Origin of the sequence: Pseudomonas sp. NFACC32-1 (assembly GCF_900101215.1) — a bacterium.
In the GTDB taxonomy this organism is placed as follows: Bacteria; Pseudomonadota; Gammaproteobacteria; order Pseudomonadales; family Pseudomonadaceae; genus Aquipseudomonas.
Window position 1 is genome coordinate 467,791 of record NZ_FMUL01000001.1, and the last position, 21,767, is coordinate 489,557.

Annotated in this window: 20 protein-coding genes; 5 read left to right on the forward strand and 15 right to left on the reverse strand. The window is 63.1% G+C overall.

The window, feature by feature from the left end; translation table 11 throughout:
- Positions 1 to 62 precede the first annotated feature (62 nt).
- Genes BLP99_RS02040 through BLP99_RS02070 form a run of 7 tightly spaced genes read right to left on the reverse strand, consistent with a single transcriptional unit; the run spans position 63 to position 6,629 of the window.
- Positions 63 to 1,109: an ABC transporter substrate-binding protein gene (locus tag BLP99_RS02040; RefSeq protein WP_072388867.1), complete on the reverse strand. Its 1,047-nt coding sequence runs from the start codon at positions 1,107 to 1,109 to the stop codon at positions 63 to 65.
- Between the two features lie 18 nt (positions 1,110 to 1,127).
- Positions 1,128 to 2,243, reverse strand: a complete 1,116-nt coding sequence (locus tag BLP99_RS02045; protein WP_072430389.1) for an NAD(P)/FAD-dependent oxidoreductase — start codon at positions 2,241 to 2,243, stop codon at positions 1,128 to 1,130.
- The gene (locus BLP99_RS02050; RefSeq protein WP_092179780.1) at positions 2,240 to 3,595 is read right to left on the reverse strand and encodes an FAD/NAD(P)-dependent oxidoreductase; all 1,356 of its coding nucleotides are present in this window, start codon (positions 3,593 to 3,595) and stop codon (positions 2,240 to 2,242) included. Before BLP99_RS02050 ends, BLP99_RS02045 begins: the two co-directional genes overlap by 4 nt.
- A gap of 43 nt (positions 3,596 to 3,638) precedes the next feature.
- A complete protein-coding gene (locus BLP99_RS02055) occupies positions 3,639 to 3,929 on the reverse strand; it encodes a (2Fe-2S)-binding protein (protein ID WP_072430391.1) in 291 nt (96 codons plus the stop codon).
- Between the two features lie 7 nt (positions 3,930 to 3,936).
- The gene (locus tag BLP99_RS02060; RefSeq protein WP_072388860.1) at positions 3,937 to 4,731 is read right to left on the reverse strand and encodes an ABC transporter permease; all 795 of its coding nucleotides are present in this window, start codon (positions 4,729 to 4,731) and stop codon (positions 3,937 to 3,939) included.
- Positions 4,732 to 4,737: 6 nt separating this feature from the next.
- On the reverse strand, positions 4,738 to 5,607 hold the full coding sequence (locus BLP99_RS02065) for an ABC transporter permease (protein WP_072388858.1): 870 nt from the start codon (positions 5,605 to 5,607) through the stop codon (positions 4,738 to 4,740).
- Positions 5,604 to 6,629: an ABC transporter ATP-binding protein gene (locus tag BLP99_RS02070; RefSeq protein ID WP_092179582.1), complete on the reverse strand. Its 1,026-nt coding sequence runs from the start codon at positions 6,627 to 6,629 to the stop codon at positions 5,604 to 5,606. The genes BLP99_RS02065 and BLP99_RS02070 overlap by 4 nt, the downstream gene beginning before the upstream one ends.
- 243 nt (positions 6,630 to 6,872) lie before the next feature.
- Here BLP99_RS02070 and BLP99_RS02075 point away from each other — a divergent pair, with 243 nt between their 5' ends.
- On the forward strand, positions 6,873 to 7,709 hold the full coding sequence (locus BLP99_RS02075) for an IclR family transcriptional regulator (RefSeq protein WP_072430393.1): 837 nt from the start codon (positions 6,873 to 6,875) through the stop codon (positions 7,707 to 7,709).
- 51 nt (positions 7,710 to 7,760) lie between these two features.
- On the opposite strand, the gene BLP99_RS02080 is transcribed toward BLP99_RS02075, so the two are convergent.
- Positions 7,761 to 8,513 carry an anti-sigma factor family protein gene (locus BLP99_RS02080; protein WP_092179584.1) on the reverse strand — a complete coding sequence of 251 codons (753 nt, stop codon included), beginning with the start codon at positions 8,511 to 8,513 and terminating at the stop codon, positions 7,761 to 7,763.
- Positions 8,510 to 9,016, reverse strand: a complete 507-nt coding sequence (locus BLP99_RS02085) for a sigma-70 family RNA polymerase sigma factor (RefSeq protein ID WP_072388849.1) — start codon at positions 9,014 to 9,016, stop codon at positions 8,510 to 8,512. Before BLP99_RS02085 ends, BLP99_RS02080 begins: the two co-directional genes overlap by 4 nt.
- Before the next feature lie 166 nt (positions 9,017 to 9,182).
- On the opposite strand from BLP99_RS02085, the gene BLP99_RS02090 reads away from it, so the two are divergent.
- Together BLP99_RS02090 and BLP99_RS02095 are read left to right on the forward strand one after the other, a co-directional pair.
- Positions 9,183 to 10,271 carry a catalase family peroxidase gene (locus BLP99_RS02090; RefSeq protein ID WP_092179586.1) on the forward strand — a complete coding sequence of 363 codons (1,089 nt, stop codon included), beginning with the start codon at positions 9,183 to 9,185 and terminating at the stop codon, positions 10,269 to 10,271.
- On the forward strand, positions 10,268 to 10,810 hold the full coding sequence (locus BLP99_RS02095) for a cytochrome b (protein WP_072388845.1): 543 nt from the start codon (positions 10,268 to 10,270) through the stop codon (positions 10,808 to 10,810). The genes BLP99_RS02090 and BLP99_RS02095 overlap by 4 nt, the downstream gene beginning before the upstream one ends.
- 67 nt (positions 10,811 to 10,877) lie before the next feature.
- Here BLP99_RS02095 and BLP99_RS02100 read toward each other — a convergent pair whose 3' ends face one another.
- Positions 10,878 to 12,029, reverse strand: coding sequence for a M14 family metallopeptidase (locus BLP99_RS02100; RefSeq protein WP_092179588.1), 1,152 nt, complete (start codon positions 12,027 to 12,029; stop codon positions 10,878 to 10,880).
- A gap of 477 nt (positions 12,030 to 12,506) precedes the next feature.
- Entirely contained in the window at positions 12,507 to 12,854 is a 348-nt protein-coding gene (locus BLP99_RS02105) for a DUF6124 family protein (protein WP_072388839.1), read from the reverse strand.
- Between the two features lie 128 nt (positions 12,855 to 12,982).
- Between BLP99_RS02105 and BLP99_RS02110 the strand changes: the two genes are divergently transcribed.
- Entirely contained in the window at positions 12,983 to 13,630 is a 648-nt protein-coding gene (locus tag BLP99_RS02110; RefSeq protein ID WP_092179590.1) for a LexA family protein, read from the forward strand.
- 28 nt (positions 13,631 to 13,658) lie between these two features.
- On the opposite strand, the gene BLP99_RS02115 is transcribed toward BLP99_RS02110, so the two are convergent.
- From BLP99_RS02115 to BLP99_RS02130, 4 genes are all read right to left on the reverse strand, one after another.
- Positions 13,659 to 15,608 (reverse strand): acetyl/propionyl/methylcrotonyl-CoA carboxylase subunit alpha, encoded by a 1,950-nt coding sequence (locus tag BLP99_RS02115; protein WP_072458031.1) that lies wholly within the window; start codon positions 15,606 to 15,608, stop codon positions 13,659 to 13,661.
- Positions 15,605 to 16,438, reverse strand: a complete 834-nt coding sequence (locus BLP99_RS02120) for a gamma-carboxygeranoyl-CoA hydratase (protein ID WP_092179592.1) — start codon at positions 16,436 to 16,438, stop codon at positions 15,605 to 15,607. Before BLP99_RS02120 ends, BLP99_RS02115 begins: the two co-directional genes overlap by 4 nt.
- A 14-nt stretch (positions 16,439 to 16,452) precedes the next feature.
- Entirely contained in the window at positions 16,453 to 18,057 is a 1,605-nt protein-coding gene (locus BLP99_RS02125; protein ID WP_072430401.1) for a carboxyl transferase domain-containing protein, read from the reverse strand.
- 90 nt (positions 18,058 to 18,147) lie between these two features.
- Positions 18,148 to 19,311: an isovaleryl-CoA dehydrogenase gene (locus tag BLP99_RS02130; RefSeq protein ID WP_072388829.1), complete on the reverse strand. Its 1,164-nt coding sequence runs from the start codon at positions 19,309 to 19,311 to the stop codon at positions 18,148 to 18,150.
- Between the two features lie 184 nt (positions 19,312 to 19,495).
- Between BLP99_RS02130 and BLP99_RS02135 the strand changes: the two genes are divergently transcribed.
- Entirely contained in the window at positions 19,496 to 21,193 is a 1,698-nt protein-coding gene (locus tag BLP99_RS02135) for an AMP-binding protein (RefSeq protein WP_092179594.1), read from the forward strand.
- Positions 21,194 to 21,767 lie beyond the last annotated feature (574 nt).

The following is a 21,767-nucleotide window of genomic DNA, read 5'->3' on the forward strand; positions in this document are numbered from 1 at the left end:
TCGCGTTGTACAAAAAAAGCGCCTGGGTGACGGTCGTCGCCTGGCGTCTTTTCAGGCAAGCCCTAGCGTTCGATGCTGCGGTTCCACCGCGCATTCCAGGCCGGACGCTGTTCGTTGACCTGGTCCCAATCCACGGCAATGGCGGTTTCCAGGTATTGCTTCATCGCCTCCACCTGGCCGCGAGTCTTGTCGGTGGTCGGGGTGTTGGGGTTGGACGGGATCTGGTCGCCTTCTTCCAGGGCGATGGCCTGGGCTTCGGGCGTCAGCAGGAAGGCGGCGAGTTTCTGCGCCAGTTCAGGCTGGGTGTTGCGGGCGATGGCGCATTCGGCCACGTTGAGCACTACCGCGCCTTCCTTCGGTTGTGCGTATTCGACCGGCATGCCCTTGAGCTTGAGGGCAGTCACCTGGGTAGGCGTCAGTGGGAACAGCGCCGCTTCGTCGGTTTGCAGCATTTCGGAAATCTTCGCCGAGCTGGGGATGTATTCCAGCACGTTGCGCCCGACAGTGTCCGGCCAGGCCTTGAAGCCCGGTTCCACGTCGGTTTCATTGCCGCCCTGGATGCGGTTGAACATCAGGAAGCCGTGCAGGCCGAAGGTCGATGAGGCCACCGACTGGAACACCAGCTTGTCCTTGAAGCGCGGGTCGGCCATGTCCATCCAGGATGTAGGAGCGTTCCAGCCTTTTTCCTTGAACAACCGCGTGTTGTAGGCAAGTCCCGTGACACCGAGACTCACTGCCACGGCCTGGTCCTTGATGCGCCCCTTGGCCGGAATCTGCGCCAGGGTCGGGTTGTCCTCGAGTCTGTCGCACAGGCCCATGGCGATGGCGCGGTACATGATGCCGTCATCCAGGAACATGACATGCATCTGTGGATTGTCCTTGCTGGCTTGTACCTTCGCCAGGATGTCGGCGGACGTGCCGGGCACGATCACGACCTTGACGTTGTTGGCCTTCTCGAACGTCGGCAGGACCTTGTCGGCGTAGAGCCGCTCCATGGTTCCGCCGTTCATGCCCAGGTAGAGCGTCGGTTCGGCGTGTGCCTGGCCGATACCGAGCAAGGCGCTCAAGCAGGAAATACCCAGAAGTGCAGTGCGTTTGACGTTATTCATTGGCGCGACCTTCCTCTATCAAGCAACGGAGATGGAGTGGAACCGGGTGATGGAAAACGCATCCAGCGACGTGTTCGAAGCGCCGCAACAGATGATTTCGGTGAGCGCCTGGCCCACCGCGGGGCCGATCTGGAAGCCCGCGCCGGCAAAGCCGAACGCGTGCAACAGGCCGGGTTGGGTGCTGCTGGGGCCGATCACCGGTTGGCGATCGGGCAGGTAACCTTCGGTGCCGCTCCAGGTACGGATGGCCTGGGCACCCTCCAGGAACGGGTAGAGTTCGACCGCCTGGCGCAGGATTTCGAGCACCGCGTTCTGCCCGGGTCGGGCGCGGGCCTCGTCCAGGGCGAAACCCTGGCCGCCGCCCAGCACGCAATTGCCCCGAGCGACCTGGCGCGCATAGATCCCGCCGCCTTCCACCCCAGTGCTGGCATCCATCACCAGGGGCAGTGGTTCGGTGACCAGCATCGCCGGGTGCCCGGCATGCATGGGCACGGCTTCGCCGAACTGCGCGGCGAAATGGCTGGCCCAGGCGCCAGCACAGTTCAACAGCCAGGGAGCCTGGAGCCGCGGGCCCACCCGGGTACGCACGGTAAAGCGCTGGCCATCGTGCTCCACGCTGTCGACGGCGCATTGTTCATGGACCTGGGCGCCATGCCGGCGAGCGGCCTGGGCGAAGGCGGGGGACACCAGCCGTGGATTGGCGTGACCATCCTCCGGGCAGAAGGAGGCCCCGACCGCGACGGCACCGACCCAAGGGAAACGGGCATGCAGCTCATCGCGATCGAGCAGTTGCAGATCGAGGCCGAAGCCCTGGCTGGCGCTGGCATAATCGTGCAGTGCCCGCAGGTCCTCGGCGCTGCGGGCCAGTTTCAAGTGGCCGCTGCGCTGGTATTCACCGTCGATGCCGATCAGCTGCGGCAACTGGCTCCAGATTTCGTGGGCCCGTTGCGACAACGGCAGTTGCGACAGTGGCCGCCCCTGGCGCCGCACGCCGCCATAATTCACGCCGCTGGAGTGAGCGCCGCAGAAATCGCGCTCCAGCAACGCCACCCGGCGTCCGGCCTTGCTCAGGAACAAGGCCGCCGAGGCGCCGACGATACCGCCGCCGATGATGATCACGTCTACGTCGATCACGGCTCGACCTCCAGGCCAAAGGGCAACGGCTTGATCGGTGCCTGCGCCCGCAGGCGACCGATCCCACAGACGGGGCGGGCGCTTGCGCTGGCGATGATTTCCGCCGCGGCGGCACCGCACATGCGGCCCTGGCAACGGCCCATGCCGACCCGGCAATGGGCCTTGACCCGGTTGATCTCCCAGTGACCTTCAGCCACCACGCTGCGGATGTCGCCGGCGCTGACTTCTTCGCAGCGGCATATCATCAGCTCGTCGGCAGCATCCTTGGCCCAGTTCTCGGGGAAAGCGAAGGCACGTTCCAGGCCTTGTCGGAAATGGCCGATGCGTTCCAGGGTCTGTTCCAGCTGAGCGCATCGCTGCGGATCGACCCGGTAACCGAGATCTTCCAGTGCGGCCAGGGCCGCCCGCTCGCCGGCCATTTCCGCGGCATCGGCACCCATGATGCCGGCGCCGTCACCGGCCAGGTAGACACCGGGCACGCTGCTGCGACCGGCGTGGTCTCGTTGGGGCAGCCAGGCGCGGTTGAGGGGTTGCCAGGTGAACTGGCAGCCCAGCAGGTCGGCCAGTTGGGTTTCGCTGCGCAAGCCGTGGGCGAAAGCCAGCGCATCGCAAGCGATGGACTGCTCGCCTTGGGTGTCACGCCATCGCACTGAGCGAACCCGTCGTTCGCCCTCGATATGCGTCAGGCTCGCGCCCTGGTGCACGGCGATGCCGTGGGCGGCCAGCCAGCCGCGGTAATAGAGGCCCTTGGCGAGGGTGAGGGGCTGCTTCAGCAAGCCGGGCAGGGCCCGAGCCTGGCTACTGAAGGGCGAGCTGTCGAGCACCGCGATCACGTTGGCACCGGCCTTGGCGTATTGATAAGCCACCAGGTAGAGCAAGGGGCCGCTGCCGGCGAACACCACCCGCTCGCCAATGGCGCAGCCCTGGAACTTCAACGCGATCTGGGCCGCGCCCAGGCTGTAGACCCCTGGCAAGGTCCAGCCTGGCACGGGCAGGATCCGGTCGGTGGCGCCTGTCGCGACGATCACACTGGCGTACTCGAGACGGGCGGCGCGGCCTTCATGCAGGGTGTCCAGCAGGCCGGCCTCGGCGTTCCACACCAGGGTGTCGGGGCGGTAGTCGAGTTGCTCGCGCAGCTCGTCGAGGGTCTGGTGGAGAGCGTTGGCCTTGTTTGCCTCGAAGCCATACAGCGCGGCGGGCGAGCGTTTGAAATTGGCCGGTTGGCGCCGATAGATCTGTCCGCCACCACGGGCGGCCTCGTCCAGCAGGACCGGAAAGACGCCATGGGCGACCAGGGTCTGGGCGGCACGGATCCCGGCCGGGCCGGCGCCGACGATGGCGATGGGTTTCATGACCACCTCGGGGAGTTGGCAGTGCCATGCCACGTACATGGATTCATACCTGGCGCCCCGGCTCGCGAGTGATCTGCTGTCCGGCTTCCAGCAGTGTGGAGCAGGCCCGCACGCGGCGGCCGTCACCCAGGCGCACCCAGCAATCCTGGCATGCGCCCATCAGGCAGAAACCGGCCCGGGGCTGGGCGCTGAAATCGCTGCCGCGCAAGTGGTCGCTGCAGGTCAGCACCGCAGTCAGCAGGGTGTCTCCCAGCAGGCCGGTCGCCGGCATGCCGTCCAGGGTAAAGTCCAGGGCCGGGCGGTCGCCTTCGGCCAGTCGTTTCAGCAGAGCCATGGCGCCCTCATTGTTTGCCTACCAGGACCCGGTCCAGGCCATACACCCGGTCGAGCAGAATCATGGTCAGCGCGGTAAGCGCAATGACCAGGGCCGACACCGCCGCCATCATCGGGTCGATGGACTCGGTGGCGTAGACGTACATGCGTACCGGCAAAGTCTGTGTCGCCGGGGACGTGACGAAGATCGACAGCGTGACCTCGTCGAAACTGTTGATGAACGCCAGCAACCAACCTCCGGCCACCCCGGGCAGGATCATCGGCAGGGTGATCTGCCGAAACAGCGTGAACCGCCCGGCCCCCAGCGATTGCGCCGCCTGTTCGGCGCTGCGATCCAGGCCGATGGCCGAGGCCAGGACCAGACGCAGCACATAGGGCGTGATGACCAGCACGTGGGCGAAGATCAGCCAGGTGAAGTTGCCGTTCACGCCCATCAGCGCGAACAGCCGCAACAGCGCCACGCCCAGTACCAGATGGGGGATGATGATGGGCGACAGGAACAGACCGTTGAAGAAATCCCGGCCGGGAAACTCGAGGCGGGTGATCGCCAGGGCCGCCGGCACCGCGATCAACGTCGCCAGCGAGGCTGCGCAGAACGCCAGCACCAGGCTGTTGTAGAACGCATCGACGAAATCCGCACGCTCGAACACCGCGCGGAACCAACGCAGGGAAAACTCCGTGGTCGGCAGGCTCAGGGTGTTCTCCGGAGTGAAGGCAACCAGGCAGACCACCACCAGCGGCGCCAGCATGAACACCACCACCAGGCTATGAAACAACAGGGCGAAAGGACCGTTCCTGGACATGACGAATTACCCCAATGACTTCTTGTAGCGGCCTTCGATCATGCGATTCCACGACAGCATGATCAGCAGGTTGAGCAACAGCAGCGCGATGGCGATGGCGGCGCCCATGGGCCAGTTGAGCTCCGACAGGTACTGGTCGTAGATCAGCGTGGCGACCATCTTCAGGCGACGTCCGCCCAACAGGCCGGGGATGGCGAAGGAGCTGGCGGCCAGGCCGAACACGATCAGGGTGCCGGAAAGCACGCCGGGCATGATCTGCGGCAGCACCACCTTGCGTATCACCGTGAACTGGCTGGCGCCCAGGGACAGCGCGGCCTGTTCCGCCGCCGGATCGAGCTTCTGCAACGAGGTCCAGACCGGAATGACCATGAACGGCAACATCACGTGTACCAGGGCGATGACCACGGCGAACGGTGTGTAGAGCAGCTTCATCGGCGAGCCGCCGAGGGCCAGCAATGTCTGGTTGACCAGGCCATCGGCGCCCAGCAGCAGGCTCCAGCCGAAGGCGCGCACCACCACCGAAATCAGCAGCGGCGTGAGAATCAGGATCAGGAAAATCGAACGCCATGGGGCGCCCATGCGGCTGAGGATGTACGCCTCGGGCACGCCGATCGCCACGCACAGCAGCGTGGTCAGGGCGCTGATCCAGAAAGTGCGCAGAAAGATCTCGTAGAAGTACGGATCGCCCAGCAGGCTGACGTAGTGCTCGAAGGTGTAGGCGTTGCTGTCGATGCCCGAGCCATAGTCGAAGACATTGAACGACAGCACCAGCGTCAGGCCCAGGGGAATGACCAGCAAGCCCAGGTACAGGGCCAGGGCCGGTGCGGACATCAGGTAACCCTGGCGGCCCCGGCGTATGGCGTCCAGGCGCTTCATGCCCGCACCTCGTCCACACTCAGCACGCGCAGCAATGCCGGGTCCCAGTCAAGGCCGACGACCGTGCCTTCGGTGATGGGAGCGCCGCCATCGTTGCGGCGCACCACGCACAACTCGCCCAGGCTGGTCGAGACACCGTAGAGCCACTGGCTGCCCAGGAAGAAGCGATTGACGATGGTGCCTTGCAGGCGCCCCGTACCTGCCGGGCACAGGTCGATCTTTTCCGGGCGCAGGCTCAGGGTCAGGTCCCCGTTGCCAAGAGGGCAGGCCTGGATGACACCGGCGCTGTCCCGTGCGCCGGGCAAAAGGTTGGCCTTGCCGACGAAGCCGGAAATGAAGGTGGTGCGTGGGTGTTCGTAGAGGGTATACGGCGCGTCGATCTGAGTGATGCGCCCGGCCTGCATCACCACGACCCGGTCGCTGATGGACAGCGCTTCGGATTGGTCGTGGGTCACCATCAAGGTGGTGATGCCGACCTCCCGCTGGATGCGGCGAATCTCGAATTGCATTTCTTCGCGCAGGTTGGCGTCGAGGTTGGACAGCGGCTCGTCGAGCAACAGCACCGGCGGCTCGATCACCAGCGCCCGGGCCAATGCCACGCGTTGGCGCTGGCCGCCCGAGAGTTCGCGCGGGTAGCGCTCGGCATGCCGGTCCAGGCGCACCAGTTTGAGCACCCGATCCACCCGTGGCTGCAGCTCGGCGTTGGGGATTTTGCGCATGCGCAGGCCGAAGGCGACATTGTCCCGGGCGGTCATGTGGGGGAACAGCGCATAACTCTGGAACACCACCCCCAGGCCCCGGCTTGCCGGCTTGGCGTGGGTGATGTCGCGACCGTCCAGCAGGATGCGGCCGCTGCTGACCTCGACGAAGCCGGCGATCATCTGCAGCGTGGTGGTCTTGCCGCAGCCGGACGGCCCCAGCAGCGAGACGAACTCGCCTTTTTCCACCGAGAGGTTGGTGGCGACCACGGCGTCGATGTCGCCGTAACGTTTACTCAAGTCTTCAAGTTGCACGAAAGCCATGACTGCGTTCCACCTGGGTTTGTTATGCGTCGCCAACCAGCGCGCTTTTTTGTATGGGCAGATACGAAAGGGTGTCGCGGGGTGCGTTGGCGCTCGACCTGGGTCGGCTGCCGCTGTTGTTCGAATCGCCCCTTATGGACGCAGAGTAGGCCGAAGAATAGGATGGGCTCAATGGACTATTTCACTGAGACGATGACTATTTTCAGTTTCATTCGGTGAATAAATTAAATGCAGAGAATATGAATGAAAAATTCCACTGAGCGGAATGATGAGAAGGGCGAGGCCGGGGTCGGCATGGTTTCCAGGCTGTTTGCCGTGTTACGCAGCCTGGGCGATACCGCTGACGGTGGCGAGCGGGTCACGCAACTGGCCCAGCGCGTTGGTCTGTCCCAGCCCACGACCCATCGCCTGCTGCGCAGCCTGATGGACGAGGGCATGGTCGAGCAGGACGCACGCAGCAAGCGTTACCGCCTGAGCCTGGACTTCTTCGCCCTGGCCGCCCGCGCCGGCAACACCGGCAACCTGCGCGAGCTGGCGCGGCCGGCGATGTTGCGGCTGTCGGCCTCACTGGGGGACTCGTTGTTCCTGCTGGCGCGCTGCGGTTTCGATGCGATCTGCCTGGACCGCAGTGAAGGGCCGTTTCCGATCCGCACCTTCACCGGTGATATCGGCGGGCGGGTGGCGCTTGGGGTGGGGCAGGGCAGCCTGGCGATCCTGGCGTTCCTGCCGGCCGAAGAACGCGACACGGTCATTCGCTATAACCTGCCGCGGCTGAAGGATTTCCACCTGTACGACGAAGTCTTCCTGCGCTCGGAGGTAGAGAACGTGCGCACCCTGGGGTATGCCGGACGTAACACCGGCGTATTGCAAGGGATGGCGGGGGTGGCCGTGCCGATCCTCGATCGTGACGGCCGGGCCGTGGCGGCCTTGAGCGTGGCGACGATCAGCGACCGGCTGGGACCGGACCGCCTGCCGACGGTGGTGGAAATGCTCAAGCGCGAGGCGGCCTTGATCGGTCCGCGGATCAATCCGTTCGACCCTTTGTTGCGCAGGCCTTCACAGGTGTTCGGGCAAGGGTAGGCAATCCTGGACGATCCCCTTTTGTGGACGCTTTCGGAGCCGGTCGAGGCGTCAGAAGTCCAGGGTCTGCCTGAGCTTCTGCGCCGCCGGCAGATCGCTGGGGATGACCATCGCATAGTTGTAGCCCGGCCCGGACCAGTACTCGGCCTGCAGCTCGCCGTCGCGACGACTGCCGCGGGGCAGCAGGAAGTTTCTCGGGCCTGGTGGCCGTACGTAGAAGCTGATCTTCTGGCCGCTCGGGTCTTGATAGACCACCATGGCCGCCGCGCCTTGCTCGGTGCTGAGCAAGCGCCCGCTGACTGGCTTGAAGCCGGCGCCGGACAGGTCGGGCAAGGGATTGGCTTGGGTGAAGTAGCGGTCGAGCCAGCCTTGCATGCCACGCTCGTCGCCGGCCTGGTAGTCGGCCGGAAGAATGCCCTGCTGGGCAAATAACCGGTATGCCTGCATGGCGTCGGCCATGGGGGCTGCCGTGCTGAGCAGCGTCATTTCCCGGGCCTGCCAGCCAGTGACCCCGCCCATGCCCAGAGCCAGCAGCAAGGTCGCTGCGCTGGCCAGGTAGCGGCGGGAGCGCTGCTTGAGACGCTGTCGGATCATCGCCGGATCAAGGTCCGGATTGGGCGGTTGTCCCAGGGCGACGCCCAGGGCCGTGCGCAGGTGTTGCGCGTCCCTTTGCCAGGCTCGGACCCGCGCGGCAACGTCGGGGTGGTGCGCCAGGTACGTTTCCATCAGGCGCTGGTCGGCCTCGCTCAGTTGTCGATCGACATAGGCGTGCAGGTCGTTGTCGGTGGGGGGCATGCTGATCATTTGAGTATCCGCAGGGGGGGGCGGGTAATTTCGCCATCGCTGAGTTGGCGCAGGGCCTGACGGGCGCGGGACAGGCGTGACATCACGGTGCCGGTTGGTACGCCGAGGATGTCGGCGACTTGCTGGTAGCTCAAGCCTTCGACCGACACCCATAGCAGCAGCGCCCGTTGTTCGGTGGTGAGTTGGTCGAACGCCTGCAGAGACGACTGGGCGATCACGCTGCGCTCGGCCGAAGGCTGGGCGTCGTCGCGTCCGGTAAAGAACTCCAGCATGCGCGCATAGCGCCGGGACCGGCGATGGGCATCGACAAACTGCCGATACAGGATCGCAAACAGCCAGGCCCGCAAATCGCCTTCGGCACGCTTGTCGTTCCACTTGGCCAGCGCCCGTTCCAGGCACATCTGCACCAGGTCGTCGGCATTGCTGGGGTTGCGCGTCAGCGACACGGCAAAGCGCCGTAGCCGGGGGATGAGCACGCGCAACTGTTCATCGAGTTCATTCATGGAGTGTGGCTTCAGTTGGGCAGCCAGTGCGCCGAGACAGGCAAGACGCCCCGTGAACCAGATTATTCCAGCGCCGGAAAAATAAATACGAGGCGTGGGAATAAACCTTTCGGGTCTTCGTCTGACAGGTCCTTCTGCAAATGGCCCTGGGCCCTGGAGCTTCGTCATGGTTGACCCTTCCTCCCCCCGCTCATCGAGCCGGCCGCCGTTGAGTGCCGCCAGCCTGACACTGCGCCTGAGTGGCATCGCCGTTATCGTGGCCGCACTGGCTGGTGCGTTTGCCTATGTCAATGGCGCTCTCGATCCACAGCGCCTGACGCCCAAGGCGCTGGTCAATGTGCTGGAAAAGAACAACGGTATGCATCCCGGCTTTCGTCGCAACCACTCCAAAGGGGTTTGTGTCGCGGGCTATTTCGAAAGCAGCGGCGAGGCGCGAGCCTATTCCCGTGCCCAGGTGTTCGCGCAGCCGCGCACGCCGGTCGTCGGACGTTTCGCCTTGCCCAGCGGCAACCCGTACGCACCGGACGGCAGTGTGCCGATCCGCAGCCTGGCGTTGCGTTTCACCCAGGCCGACGGCCAGCAATGGCGCACCGGCATGAACAGCATGCCGGTATTCCCGGTGGGCACGCCCGAGGCGTTCTACCAGTTCCAACAGGCCCAATCGCCCGATCCGGCTACGGGAAAACCCAATCCGGCGGCGGTGCCGGCGTTTTTCGCCGCGCATCCGGAAGCGGTGCCGTTCCTGCAATGGATCAAGACCGCGAGACCGTCGGCCAGCTACGCCACCGAAACCTATAACGGCATCAATGCGTTCTACCTGGTCAACACGGCAGGGCAACGCCGGGCGGTGCGCTGGGGCGTGGTGCCGATGAGCCAGGATGCCGCCGACGCCACGCCGCCCCAGGGCGCCGACTTCCTGGAACAGGACCTGAGCAAGCGTCTTGCCAACGGCCCCCTGCGCTGGCAACTGCAGATCACCCTGGCCAATCCGGGCGATCCGATCAACGACGCCAGCAAGGCCTGGCCCGCGGACCGCAAGGTGCTCAATGCCGGCACGCTGGTGCTGGAGCGCACCCAGGCGCAAGACAACGGTGAGTGCCGCGACATCAACTATGACCCGCTGATCCTGCCCAGTGGCATCGAAGGTTCCGAAGACCCGTTGCTGGCGGCGCGGTCCGCCGCATACGCCAGTTCCTACCTGCGACGCACCAGTGAAGTGAGCCAACTGCCCGCCACCCAGGAGAACCGCCCATGAACGCTCCCCGTCACTTCGCACCACTGGCCCGGCTGCTTCACTGGCTGATGGCCTTGATGGTCATTGCCATGCTGTTCATTGGCGCGGGCATGGTGGCTTCGGTGTCCGAGCGTCATGAGTGGCTTTTGCAATTGCACAAGCCGCTGGGCATCGCGATCCTGCTGCTGGTGATCCTGCGCCTGGTGGTGCGCTTTACTACCCGGCAGCCGCCGCTTCCGGCCGACCTGCCGGGCTGGCAGGCACTGGCGGCCAGAGCTTCGCATGGGCTGCTGTATGCGCTGATGCTGGGCTTGCCGTTGCTGGGCTGGGGCATGATCTCGGCGGCGGGGGATCCGGTGATGCTCAGCGACTCGCTGCGCTTGCCGTCCATCCTGCCGGCGGATGCGCAGACCTTTGCGCTGTTACGCAAGGCCCATGGCTACCTGGCGTACCTGCTGTTCCTGACCGTGTTGGTGCACCTGGCGGCGGCATTGTTTCACGGTTGGGTCCGTCGGGATGAGGTGTTGGACAGCATGTTGCGCGGATCCGGCCGGCGCTGAGGCCGTTTCCCGGGGCGCCGTCGGTTTCGACGGCGCCTGTGGATTGCGAAGGTGCTGGAGCGGCCCCTCAGCGCAGCTCGTCGACCATGTCCGCAATGGTGCTCAGGACATCCTTGCCCAGCTGCATCGAACGCTTGCCGGACCAGCCCGTGTGCGGGTTCGGATGGTCGTCGTGGTCCTTGAAGGGCATCTCCAGGGTCAGGGAAAGGCAGTCGTATTTCTGCCCCACCGCATTGCAGGCCAAGGTCATGTTGGCCTGGCCGGGCTCGTCGCGGGTATAGCCGTGGGTGGTCTGGAAGTCCTTGGTCTGGTGCTTGAGGTGGCTGCGGAAACGCTCTTCGAGTCTTGCAATACGTGGCGTGTAGCCCGGGTTACCTTCGCAGCCGGCGGTGAAGACATGGGGAATGGCCTCATCGCCATGGGCATCGAGAAACAGATCGACACCGTATTTTTCCATCTGCTGCTGTACGAAAAACACCTCGGGACTGACTTCCGGGCTGGCGTTCTGCCAGGCGCGGTTGAGGTCCTGGCCCATGGCGTTGGTCCGCAGATGGCCGTGGAACGCACCGTCAGGGTTCATGTTCGGGACCAGGTAGAGATCAGCCTTGGCCAACAGCCGGTTCAGTTGTGCATCGTCCTTGTCCTGGAGGCGTTCGATCACGCCTTCCATGAACCATTCGGCCATGTGCTCGCCAGGGTGCTGCTGGGCGATCATCCAGATCTTGCGACGGCCTTCGGCCCCGCTGCCCTTGCGCAGCAGCTGGATATCACGGCCTTCGATGCTCTTGCCAACAGCCAGTAGTTCGGTGCCGGCCTTGTGCTGCGCCTGCTCGATCAGCCAGTCGTGCCGGCCTCGGCTGTAGGGCTCGAAATAGGCGAACCAGGCGTGGGATTGCTCGGCTTCCAGGTGGAAGCGCAGGGCGTCGCCTTCAAACTGGGTCGGGATGCGGAACCAGTTGACGTGATCGTAGGAGGCGACGGCCTGATAACCCGTCCATGCGTTGTTGTAGGACGATTGACTGGCGTTGAGCAGGCGAAAGGAATACTCCTGGCCGACGTGCAGACCGCTGGCCTTGAAGTGGAACCATTGGAAATGAGCGCTGCGGGTGTCGGGCCTGATTTTCAGCAACGACTGCAGCGGGTTGCTGATGTCCACGACCTCGATATTGCCGCTGTCGAAATTGGCAGTGATATCAAAAGAGGATTTAGCCACGGTCACGATTCCCGAAAGGATTTTTATGGCCGTTACTTTACACAAGAAAGGAAAAACCGGGACGATTTACAGCACGCGAGGAGGGGGCGTCCTCCCTGGACGCAAAAGCAGCTTAGAGAGTCTGCAATTGATTCTCAAGTGCTGCCTGTCGATAGTTCTTACCGCTGTGGCGGGTGATGCTTGTCAACCAATATTCATTTGCTATCATCGCCGGCATCGAATCAGCGACACCCGAAAAGACTTCATTAGCCTGAAGCCATAAGCCGAAAATCGGCAAAAAAAGACCCGGCAAAAAGCCGGGTCAAAAACCGTGATTAGCCTGATGAGGAGATATTCCAGAAGTCCGACCAAGGTCTTCTGATCTATCGACTGATCTCGCGACCAGCTGATGCAATAATAATCATTATCATTTGCAAGTCAAATGATTTTATTGCGTTCATTGGAAAAAATTTTCCTGTCGCCGCGCTCGTGGCGCCATCCCGGTCAGGACGCCTGACGGCTGGGGTAACCATCCAGTGACCGGTCGAGCATTACCTTGACCAGATCAATCATATGCACCACCGAAAAGGCCAGGTCACGGCTCGATCCTTCCAGCCGGTTGGCAGACTCGTGGGCGGTGGCCGCTGCACAGCGCAGCAGGTCGCTGGCGTGTACCAGGGCTTCCTCCGCGCTGACATTGCGATTGACGTCGAAGAAGCGATGCTCCTGGGTCTGCGTAACACCTGGTTTCAAGTAATAGTCCAACGCCCGTTGGGCGGCTGGGCAATCCTGTAGCGAGGGGAAAGCGCTGTCGAGGGGACGGCCGGGTTCGTCTTTGCTGGGTATGTCCATGGTATCGAGGTTCTCCTTGGGGGAATGGAATCCTCGATCCAGAATAGTACCGATCGTAATTGTGACGGCAATTTAAATACTACAATATGTGTTTTGACGGTCGGAGCCATCCACGTATCGTGCCGCTCATGGATAAATGGATAGAGTTGGTCAAGGCCAAGATGAAGGAGCTGCGCGTCACGCAAGTGGTGCTCGCAGAACGTTTGGGAATGTCTCAAGACGGCGTCGGCCATTGGCTGACCAAGCGTCGGCAGCCCAGTGTCGAAGACATGAACCGGGTCCTGCAGGAATTGGGCATGGAGTTCCTCGAAGTGGCGATGGTGATCCGCGAACCGGACACCTCGACCGCGGAAGGCATGGCCCTGGCGCAGAAGTACAACCCGTACTTCCGCTACCCGGTGAGTGACTGGCACCAGATGGGCGAAGTTCGCGACGGGGAGCCTGGCGACTACGGCCAGGCGCGCTATGAGCTGACGGATTACCACGCCCAAGGGGACGCATTCTGGCTGGTGGTGGTGGGCGATGCGATGACCGCGCCGACCGGACTGAGCATCCCCGAAGGCATGTCGATCCTGGTGGACCCGGCCATCGAAGCGGTGCCGGGCAAGCTGGTGGTCGCCCAGTTACCCGGCTGCAGCGATGCGACCTTCCGCAAGCTGATCGAAGAGAGCGGCCAGCGTTACCTGGTCCCCCTCAACCCAACCTACCCGAAAAGCCTGTACACCGAGCAATGCCGCGTCATCGGTGTGGTCGTGCAGGCCACCATCAGATTCTGAACCGGATCGGCCCTGGATGGGCCGATGCCTATTCCTCGAACGCCACCAGCGCGTTGCCCTCGCTGACCATTTCGCCTTCCTGGCAAAACAACGCCTTGATCACACCGGCCTTTGGCGCACGAATGCTGTGTTCCATCTTCATGGCTTCCAGCACCACCAGTTGCGTGCCTGCTTCCACGGCCTGGCCAGGGCTGACCAGCACTCGGACGATGCTGCCGTTCATGGGGGCGGTCAGGCCGCCCTGGTGGCTGTGGCTAGCCTCCGCGGCGGCCAGAGGGTCGTACAGGTCCACTCGATGCAGGTCGCCTTTCCATTGCAGATACAGGCTGTCACCTTGGCGTATGGCTCGGTGACTGCGGCGCAAACCGTCGTGCTCGATGATCAGTTGTTCGCCACGAAGCTCGACGGATCCAGCCTGGACGTCCAGCGTCATCGCTCGATCCTGGCCTTCGCAGCTCAGATGCAGGGTCGTTTCCCTTGGCAATCCCAGGCGCAGGCCGGTGGTCTCGGACCAGGGCGAGCCGCTGTCATCGGATCGTCTGCGCGGCACCAGGCTCAAGGCCAGTCCCTGGGCTGCGGCGAGCCAGAAGCCGTCATCCAGTTCGCCGGGTTCCGGCAATAACTGCGCCTGATAACGTGGGATAAATCCGGTATCCAGCTCCGCTGCGGCGAAGGCGGGATGAGCCAGGATGCGCCGCAGGAAACCGATATTGGTCTTCAGGCCACCGATGGCAAACTCGTCGAGCATGCTCAAGAGCCGCAACCGCGCCTGTTCCCGGTCTTCGCCCCAGGCGATCAGCTTGCCCAACATCGGATCGTAGAATGGCGAAATTTCGTCGCCTTCCTCTACGCCACTGTCGACGCGGCGCCCCGGTGCTGCCTTCGACTCGCGATAAAGGGCCAGGCGCCCGGTGGCCGGCAGGAAATCGTTGGCCGGATCCTCGGCGTACAGCCGTACTTCGATCGCGTGGCCCCGCAACGGGACCTGCTCCTGGGTGATCGGCAGCGCCTCGCCCTGGGCGACGCGAATCTGCCAGGCCACCAGATCCAGCCCAGTGATCGCTTCGGTGACCGGGTGCTCGACCTGCAGGCGGGTGTTCATCTCCATGAAGAAAAACTCGCCCCGCGAATCCAGCAGGAACTCCACGGTGCCCGCGCCGACATAGCCGATCGCCTGGGCCGCACGCACGGCGGCTTCGCCCATGGCCCGCCGCAGTTGCGGGGTCAGGCCGGGAGCGGGGGCTTCTTCCACCACCTTCTGGTGTCGGCGCTGGATCGAGCAATCCCGTTCATTGAGGTACAGGCAGTTGCCATGCCGGTCGGCGAATACCTGGATTTCCACATGACGAGGCTTGAGCAGGTATTTCTCCACCAGCATCCGCGAGTCGCCGAAGGACGATTGCGCTTCCCGCTGCGCCGATGCCAGGGCTTCGGTCAGTTGGCTGACGTCCTCGACGACTTTCATGCCTTTGCCGCCACCGCCGGCGGTGGCCTTGAGCAGCACCGGGTAGCCGATGCGTTCGGCGGCATCGCGAAAGGTTTCCAGGTCCTGGGCTTCGCCATGGTAGCCGGGGACCAACGGCACGCCGGCGGTTTCCATCAGGGCCTTGGCCGCGGATTTGCTGCCCATGGCATCGATGGCCGAGGCGGGCGGGCCGAGGAACATCAGCCCGGCGTTTTCCACGGCCCGGGCGAACCCTGCGTTCTCGGAAAGGAAGCCGTAGCCCGGATGAATAGCCTGGGCGCCGCTGGCCTGGGCCGCGGCAATCAATTTGTCGATCTGCAGATAGCTGTCGGCGGCCTTGCTGCCTCCCAGGTCGACACGGATGTCGGCTTCACGGCTGTGGCGAGCGTCGCGATCGGTTGCGCTGTGGACGGCCACGGTGGTCAGCCCCATGGCCTTGGCGGTGCGCATCACGCGGCAGGCGATTTCCCCGCGATTGGCCACCAGCAGCGTAGTGAGGACTGGGACGCTCATTGACGCGGCTCCTTACGTTTCGAGGCGGTCGGGTTCGGCTCGGCTTGCCAGTTTGGCGCGCGCTTTTGCAGAAAGGCCCGCAGACCTTCCTGGCCTTCGGGGCTGACGCGGATACGGGCGATTGCATTTTCGGTATAGCGCCGCAAGGCCGGGGTGAGGGCCCCGTTGCCGACTTCGCGCAGCAGCTCCTTGCTGGCGCGCATGGCTGCCGGGCTGTTGAGCAACAGGTTGTCGATCCAGCGGTCCACCTGCTCGTCCAGGGTCTCGGATGGGTAGCTTTCCGATAGCAAGCCTATCTCTTTCGCACGTTGTCCGCCGAAGCGTTCTGCCGTGAGGGCGTAGCGTCGCGCGGCTCGTTCGCCAACGGCTTGCACCACGAACGGGCTGATCACGGCCGGTGCCAGGCCGATGCGCACTTCCGACAGGCAGAACTGCGCGTCATCGGCCCCGATGGCCATGTCGCAGGCGCTGATCAAGCCCAGGGCACCGCCGAACGCCGCGCCCTGGACGACCGCCAGCGTAGGAATCTTCAACTTGGCAAGGTTGTACATCAACTCCGACAGCTCCCGGGCATCGTCGAGGTTGGTGTGGTAGTCGAGCTCGGCCGACTGTTGCATCCAGGCCAGGTCGGCGCCAGCGCTGAAGTGCTTGCCTCGGCCACGGATCAGCAAAAAGCGCAGGCCCGGGTTGCTGCCGACCTGGTCGAGGGCCAGGATCAGCTCGCGGATCATTTCGGCGTTGAATGCGTTGTTCTTCGACTCGCGGCTCAGCCACAAGGTGGCGACGCCGCGCGAGTCGGTGAGCAGTTCGAGGGTGTTGAAGTTATCCATGGACATTTTCCCGGTTACATCCGGAACACGCCGAAGCGGCTCGGTTCGATGGGGGCATTCAATGATGCGGACAAGGCCAGGCCCAGCACGTCGCGGGTCTGGGCCGGGTCGATGACACCGTCGTCCCACAGCCGCGCACTGGAATAATAGGGGTGACCCTGTTCTTCGTACTGGTCGAGGATCGGTTGCTTGATTTCGGCTTCCTGGGCGGCGCTGAACGGATGGCCGCTGCGCTCGGCCTGCTCCCGCTTGACCTGCACCAGCACACCGGCTGCCTGCTCGGCCCCCATCACGCCGATCCGCGCGTTCGGCCACATCCACAGGAATCGGGGATCGTAGGCACGCCCGCACATGCCATAGTTACCGGCGCCGAAGCTGCCGCCGATGATCACGGTGAATTTCGGCACCCGGGCGCAAGCCACCGCGGTGACCAGTTTCGCGCCGTGCTTGGCAATGCCGCCGGCTTCGTACTTTTGTCCGACCATGAAGCCGGTGATGTTCTGCAGGAACAGCAAGGGAATGCCGCGCTGGCAGGCCAGCTCGATGAAGTGGGCGCCTTTTTGCGCGGCCTCGGCAAACAGGATGCCGTTATTGGCCAGGATCGCCACCGGATAGCCGTGCAGATGGGCAAAGCCGCACACCAGGGTGGTACCGAACAACGCCTTGAACTCGTCGAACACCGAGCCGTCCACCAGGCGCGCGATGACTTCCCGGACATCGAAAGGCTGTTTGGCATCGGCCGGCACCACCCCGTACAGTTCGTCGCTGGCATACAGCGGGGCGATCGACGTGTGTGTGTGCATGTCGCCCAGCTTGCGCCAGTTCAGGTTGGCGACGCTGCGGCGAGCCAGTGCCAGGGCGTGTTCATCGTTATCGGCATAATGGTCGGCCACGCCGGAGACCTTGCAGTGCACGTCGGCACCGCCCAGGTCTTCGGCGCTGACCACTTCGCCCGTGGCGGCTTTTACCAACGGTGGGCCGGCCAGGAAGATGGTCGCCTGTTCGCGGACCATGATCGCCTCGTCAGCCATCGCCGGCACGTAGGCTCCCCCGGCGGTGCAGGAGCCCATTACCACCGCGATCTGCGGGATACCCTGGGCGCTCATGTTGGCCTGGTTGAAGAAAATCCGTCCGAAATGTTCGCGATCCGGAAACACTTCGTCCTGACGCGGCAGGTTGGCGCCGCCGGAGTCCACCAGGTAGATGCAGGGCAGGCGGTTCTGCTGGGCGATGGCCTGCGCCCGCAGGTGTTTCTTGACTGTCAATGGGTAATAAGAGCCGCCTTTGACGGTCGCGTCGTTGGCGACAATCATGCATTCGACGCCTTCCACCCGACCGATTCCGGCGATCACACCGGCGGCGGGCACATCTTCCCCGTACACCCCATGGGCGGCGAGGGGGCTGATCTCCAGGAACGGTGAACCGGGGTCCAGCAACCGATTGATGCGTTCGCGAGGCAGCAGTTTACCCCGTGACGTATGGCGTTCCTGGGCCTTGGCGCCGCCGCCTTGCTGGACCTGAGCGAGCAGGGCGCGCAGGGCCTCGACTTGCCCGAGCATGGCGTCGCGATTGGCAATGAATTCCGGCGAGCGCGGATTGAGCTGGGTATGCAGGATCATGGCTACTCCGTAGCAGCTTCAAGCTTCAAGCTTCAAGCCAGAGCACGAACGCTTGCAGCTCAAGGCTTGTCGCTTGCAGCTTGTGAAATTTCATTTCGTTTCGTTGAACAGTTCGCGACCGATCAGCATCCGACGAATCTCACTGGTGCCGGCGCCGATCTCGTACAGCTTGGCGTCACGCAACAGGCGTCCGGCGGGGAATTCATTGATATAGCCGTTGCCGCCCAGGATCTGGATGGCCTCAAGGGCCATTTGCGTGGCGCGTTCGGCGGTATAGAGGATGACTCCGGCAGCGTCCTTGCGAGTGGTTTCGCCGCGCTCGCAGGCCTGGGCCACCGCATAGAGGTAGGCACGGCTGGCGTTGAGCTGGGTGTACATGTCGGCCACCTTGCCCTGGATCAACTGGAATTCGCCGATGCTCTGGCCGAACTGCTTGCGGTCGTGGATGTAGGGGACGACCAGGTCCATGCACGCCTGCATGATCCCGGTGGGGCCGCCGGACAACACCACGCGTTCATAGTCGAGGCCGCTCATCAGGACCTTCACCCCGCCGTTGAGCGCACCGAGAATGTTTTCTTCCGGCACTTCGACGTCATCGAAAAAAAGCTCGCACGTGTTGGAGCCGCGCATGCCGAGCTTGTCGAACTTGTTGCTGCGGCTGAAGCCTTTCCAGTCGCGCTCGACGATGAACGCGGTGATGCCGTGGGCACCCTTTTCCAGGTCGGTCTTGGCGTAGATCACGTATGTGTTGGCATCGGGACCGTTGGTGATCCAGGTCTTGCTGCCGTTGAGCACATAGCGGTCGCCACGTTTGTCGGCCCGCAGTTTCATGGACACCACGTCGGAGCCGGCATTGGGTTCGCTCATGGCCAGGGCGCCGACGTGTTCGCCGCTGATCAGTTTGGGCAGGTAGCGGGTTTTCTGTTCGTGATTGCCGTTACGGTTGATCTGGTTCACACAGAGGTTGGAGTGGGCGCCGTAGGAGAGGGCGACCGAGGCCGAGCCGCGGCTGATCTCTTCCATCGCCACGACATGAGCCAGGTAACCCAGGCCGGCGCCACCGTAGGCTTCCGGCACGGTGATGCCCAACAGACCCATGTCGCCGAACTTGCGCCACATGTCGGCGGGAAACAGGTTATCGATATCGATCTGCGCCGCTCGCGGTGCCAGCTCGGCCCTGACGAAGGCCTGCACTTGGTCGCGCAGCATGTCGATGGTTTCGCCGAGGGCAAAATTCAGGGAAGGGTAGCTCATGGGACACCTTTGGCTTTTTTATAGGGTGCGGAGAGCGGGGGAGTGCTCTCACCTTTACGTTAACGTAAGCCTGGGATGGGCGACTGTCAATCACCCTTTACGTTAACGTCAACTTGAGCGAGAGTAAGAGGGCTTGCAGCAAGGGACATCGCTTCACCCACTAATAAAGACAAGAGGGGGCGTCATGGATCAACCCGGTTCACATTCGCAGCTCAGCTACACCCGTGGCTCCCAGGCCGAGGCCCTGCTGGCGCAGACCATCGGCCAGGCTTTCGACGAGACTGCATCCCGCTATCCCGATGGCGAAGCGTTGGTGGTTCGCCATCAGTCGCTGCGCTACACCTGGCGGCAACTGGCCGACGCGGTTGATTTGCATGCCAGGGCCTTGCTGGCGCTGGGCCTGAACGCTGGCGACCGTCTAGGTGTCTGGGCGCCCAATTGCGCACAGTGGTGCATCAGCCAATTCGCCAGCGCGAAAATCGGCGTGATCCTGGTCAACATCAATCCTGCCTATCGCAGCGGTGAGCTGGAGTATGTGCTCAAGCAATCCGGCTGCCAGTGGCTGGTATGCGCCGGGGCGTTCAAGCGCTCCGACTACCACGCCATGCTGCAGACCCTCGTGCCTGAGCTGGCAGAGCAATCGATCGGCCAGCTGCGCAGCGAACGCCTGCCGGATCTGCGAGGTGTGATCAGCCTCGATGCCCGGCCGCCCTCCGGTTTCCTGCCCTGGTCGCAACTGTCGGGCCTGGGCGCGGCGGTGACCCCCGGTCAATTGGCCGAGCGCCAGGCCAGCCTGCATTTCGATCAGCCGGTGAATATCCAATACACCTCCGGCACCACCGGTTTCCCCAAGGGCGCAACCCTCAGTCATTTCAACATTCTCAACAATGGCTACATGGTCGGCGAAAGCCTCGGCCTGAGCGTCGCCGACAGGCTGGTGATCCCGGTGCCGCTCTATCATTGCTTCGGCATGGTCATGGGCAACCTGGGCTGCATGACCCATGGCAGCACGATGATCTACCCCAACGATGCCTTCGACCCGCTGTTGACCCTTCGCACCGTGGCCGAGGAAAAGGCCACCGCGCTGTATGGCGTACCGACCATGTTCATCGCCATGCTGGACCAGCCGCAGCGCGGCGAATTCGACCTGTCCAGCCTGCGCACCGGCATCATGGCCGGGGCGACCTGCCCGATCGAAGTGATGCGGCGGGTCATCGGCGAAATGCACATGGCCGAAGTCCAGATCGCCTACGGCATGACGGAAACCAGTCCGGTATCGCTGCAGACCGGTCCTTCAGACGAGCTGGAGCTACGCGTGGCCACCGTGGGTCGGACCCAGCCGCAGCTGGAAAGCAAGATCATAGACGACGCCGGCGATATCGTGCCCCGTGGCAGCATTGGCCAATTGTGTACCCGTGGCTACAGCGTGATGCTCGGCTACTGGAACAATCCCCAGGGAACCGCCGAGGCCATCGACCGGGACGGCTGGATGCACACCGGCGACCTGGCCACCATGGACGCGCAAGGGTACGTCTGCATTGTCGGGCGTAACAAGGATATGATCATCTGTGGCGGGGAGAATGTTTACCCCCGCGAGCTGGAAGAGCTCTTCTTCACCCACCCGGCCGTGGCGGATGTGCAGGTGATAGGCATCCCTTGTCCACGCTATGGTGAAGAAATCGTTGCCTGGATCAAGTTCCATCCTGGCCACAGTGCCACCGGCGAGGCGTTGCAGGACTGGTGCAAGGAGCGGGTCGCCCATTTCAAGGTGCCGCGTCATTTCAGGTTCGTCGAGGAATTCCCCATGACCGTGACCGGCAAGATCCAGAAATTCCGCATGCGCGAGATCAGCATCGAGGAGCTGCGCGGGGAGTCGAGCTAGGGGCAACACATTGGAAGCGAGCTTGCTTGCGATGGCAGTGCATCTGTCGACAACCGGGTTGTCTGACACTCCGCTATCGCGGGCATCTGGCGGGAAGATAGGGAAGATGCAAAGCACAAAGGGGAGCCGAAGCTCCCCTTTAATTTTGTCGTCGCGTGCTCTTTTTATTATTGAGGGGCGGCCTGTTGTTGTTTTTGGTGACCGTGACCCTTTACCGCTGTTTTGGGCGATCCCCATCCGGGATCAAGAGCAAACGTATTTTTTTGAGCGCTGATCTGCTTTTTCGCTTAGCGATCCAACCGATTCGGGTCCTACCTGAGGGTAGTCTTATTGTTCTCTGCCCGGTTGCGGGTTGCTTCTGGAAGCACCCTGAAAAGCACACCTTCTCCAAAAAAATCTGTTAGCTGCGTCTCTGCCGTGTTGTTTTTGTTATGTCAGAGTCGTTTCGTCTTGTTTTTATTAGGTTTGCCGCTTTTTTATTCTTGTTATGCCAGAGAGAAAGCAGGTGCCGTGCCAACTTTTTAAAATCCTTTTAAATCAATGGTTTAAGATTTTCATGGGAAAAACGCGGCAG

What these genes read in the sequence shown, in the direction of transcription:
- BLP99_RS02040 (WP_072388867.1), bottom strand. Translation starts at nt 1,109, where the DNA reads ATGAATAACGTCAAACGCACTGCACTTCTGGGTATTTCCTGCTTGAGC.
- BLP99_RS02050 (WP_092179780.1), bottom strand. Translation starts at nt 3,595, where the DNA reads ATGAAACCCATCGCCATCGTCGGCGCCGGCCCGGCCGGGATCCGTGCC.
- BLP99_RS02055 (WP_072430391.1), bottom strand. Translation starts at nt 3,929, where the DNA reads ATGGCTCTGCTGAAACGACTGGCCGAAGGCGACCGCCCGGCCCTGGAC.
- BLP99_RS02060 (WP_072388860.1), bottom strand. Translation starts at nt 4,731, where the DNA reads ATGTCCAGGAACGGTCCTTTCGCCCTGTTGTTTCATAGCCTGGTGGTG.
- BLP99_RS02065 (WP_072388858.1), bottom strand. Translation starts at nt 5,607, where the DNA reads ATGAAGCGCCTGGACGCCATACGCCGGGGCCGCCAGGGTTACCTGATG.
- BLP99_RS02070 (WP_092179582.1), bottom strand. Translation starts at nt 6,629, where the DNA reads ATGGCTTTCGTGCAACTTGAAGACTTGAGTAAACGTTACGGCGACATC.
- BLP99_RS02075 (WP_072430393.1), top strand. Translation starts at nt 6,873, where the DNA reads ATGAAAAATTCCACTGAGCGGAATGATGAGAAGGGCGAGGCCGGGGTC.
- BLP99_RS02080 (WP_092179584.1), bottom strand. Translation starts at nt 8,513, where the DNA reads ATGATCAGCATGCCCCCCACCGACAACGACCTGCACGCCTATGTCGAT.
- BLP99_RS02085 (WP_072388849.1), bottom strand. Translation starts at nt 9,016, where the DNA reads ATGAATGAACTCGATGAACAGTTGCGCGTGCTCATCCCCCGGCTACGG.
- BLP99_RS02090 (WP_092179586.1), top strand. Translation starts at nt 9,183, where the DNA reads ATGGTTGACCCTTCCTCCCCCCGCTCATCGAGCCGGCCGCCGTTGAGT.
- BLP99_RS02095 (WP_072388845.1), top strand. Translation starts at nt 10,268, where the DNA reads ATGAACGCTCCCCGTCACTTCGCACCACTGGCCCGGCTGCTTCACTGG.
- BLP99_RS02105 (WP_072388839.1), bottom strand. Translation starts at nt 12,854, where the DNA reads ATGGACATACCCAGCAAAGACGAACCCGGCCGTCCCCTCGACAGCGCT.
- BLP99_RS02110 (WP_092179590.1), top strand. Translation starts at nt 12,983, where the DNA reads ATGGATAAATGGATAGAGTTGGTCAAGGCCAAGATGAAGGAGCTGCGC.
- BLP99_RS02115 (WP_072458031.1), bottom strand. Translation starts at nt 15,608, where the DNA reads ATGAGCGTCCCAGTCCTCACTACGCTGCTGGTGGCCAATCGCGGGGAA.
- BLP99_RS02120 (WP_092179592.1), bottom strand. Translation starts at nt 16,438, where the DNA reads ATGGATAACTTCAACACCCTCGAACTGCTCACCGACTCGCGCGGCGTC.
- BLP99_RS02125 (WP_072430401.1), bottom strand. Translation starts at nt 18,057, where the DNA reads ATGATCCTGCATACCCAGCTCAATCCGCGCTCGCCGGAATTCATTGCC.
- BLP99_RS02130 (WP_072388829.1), bottom strand. Translation starts at nt 19,311, where the DNA reads ATGAGCTACCCTTCCCTGAATTTTGCCCTCGGCGAAACCATCGACATG.
- BLP99_RS02135 (WP_092179594.1), top strand. Translation starts at nt 19,496, where the DNA reads ATGGATCAACCCGGTTCACATTCGCAGCTCAGCTACACCCGTGGCTCC.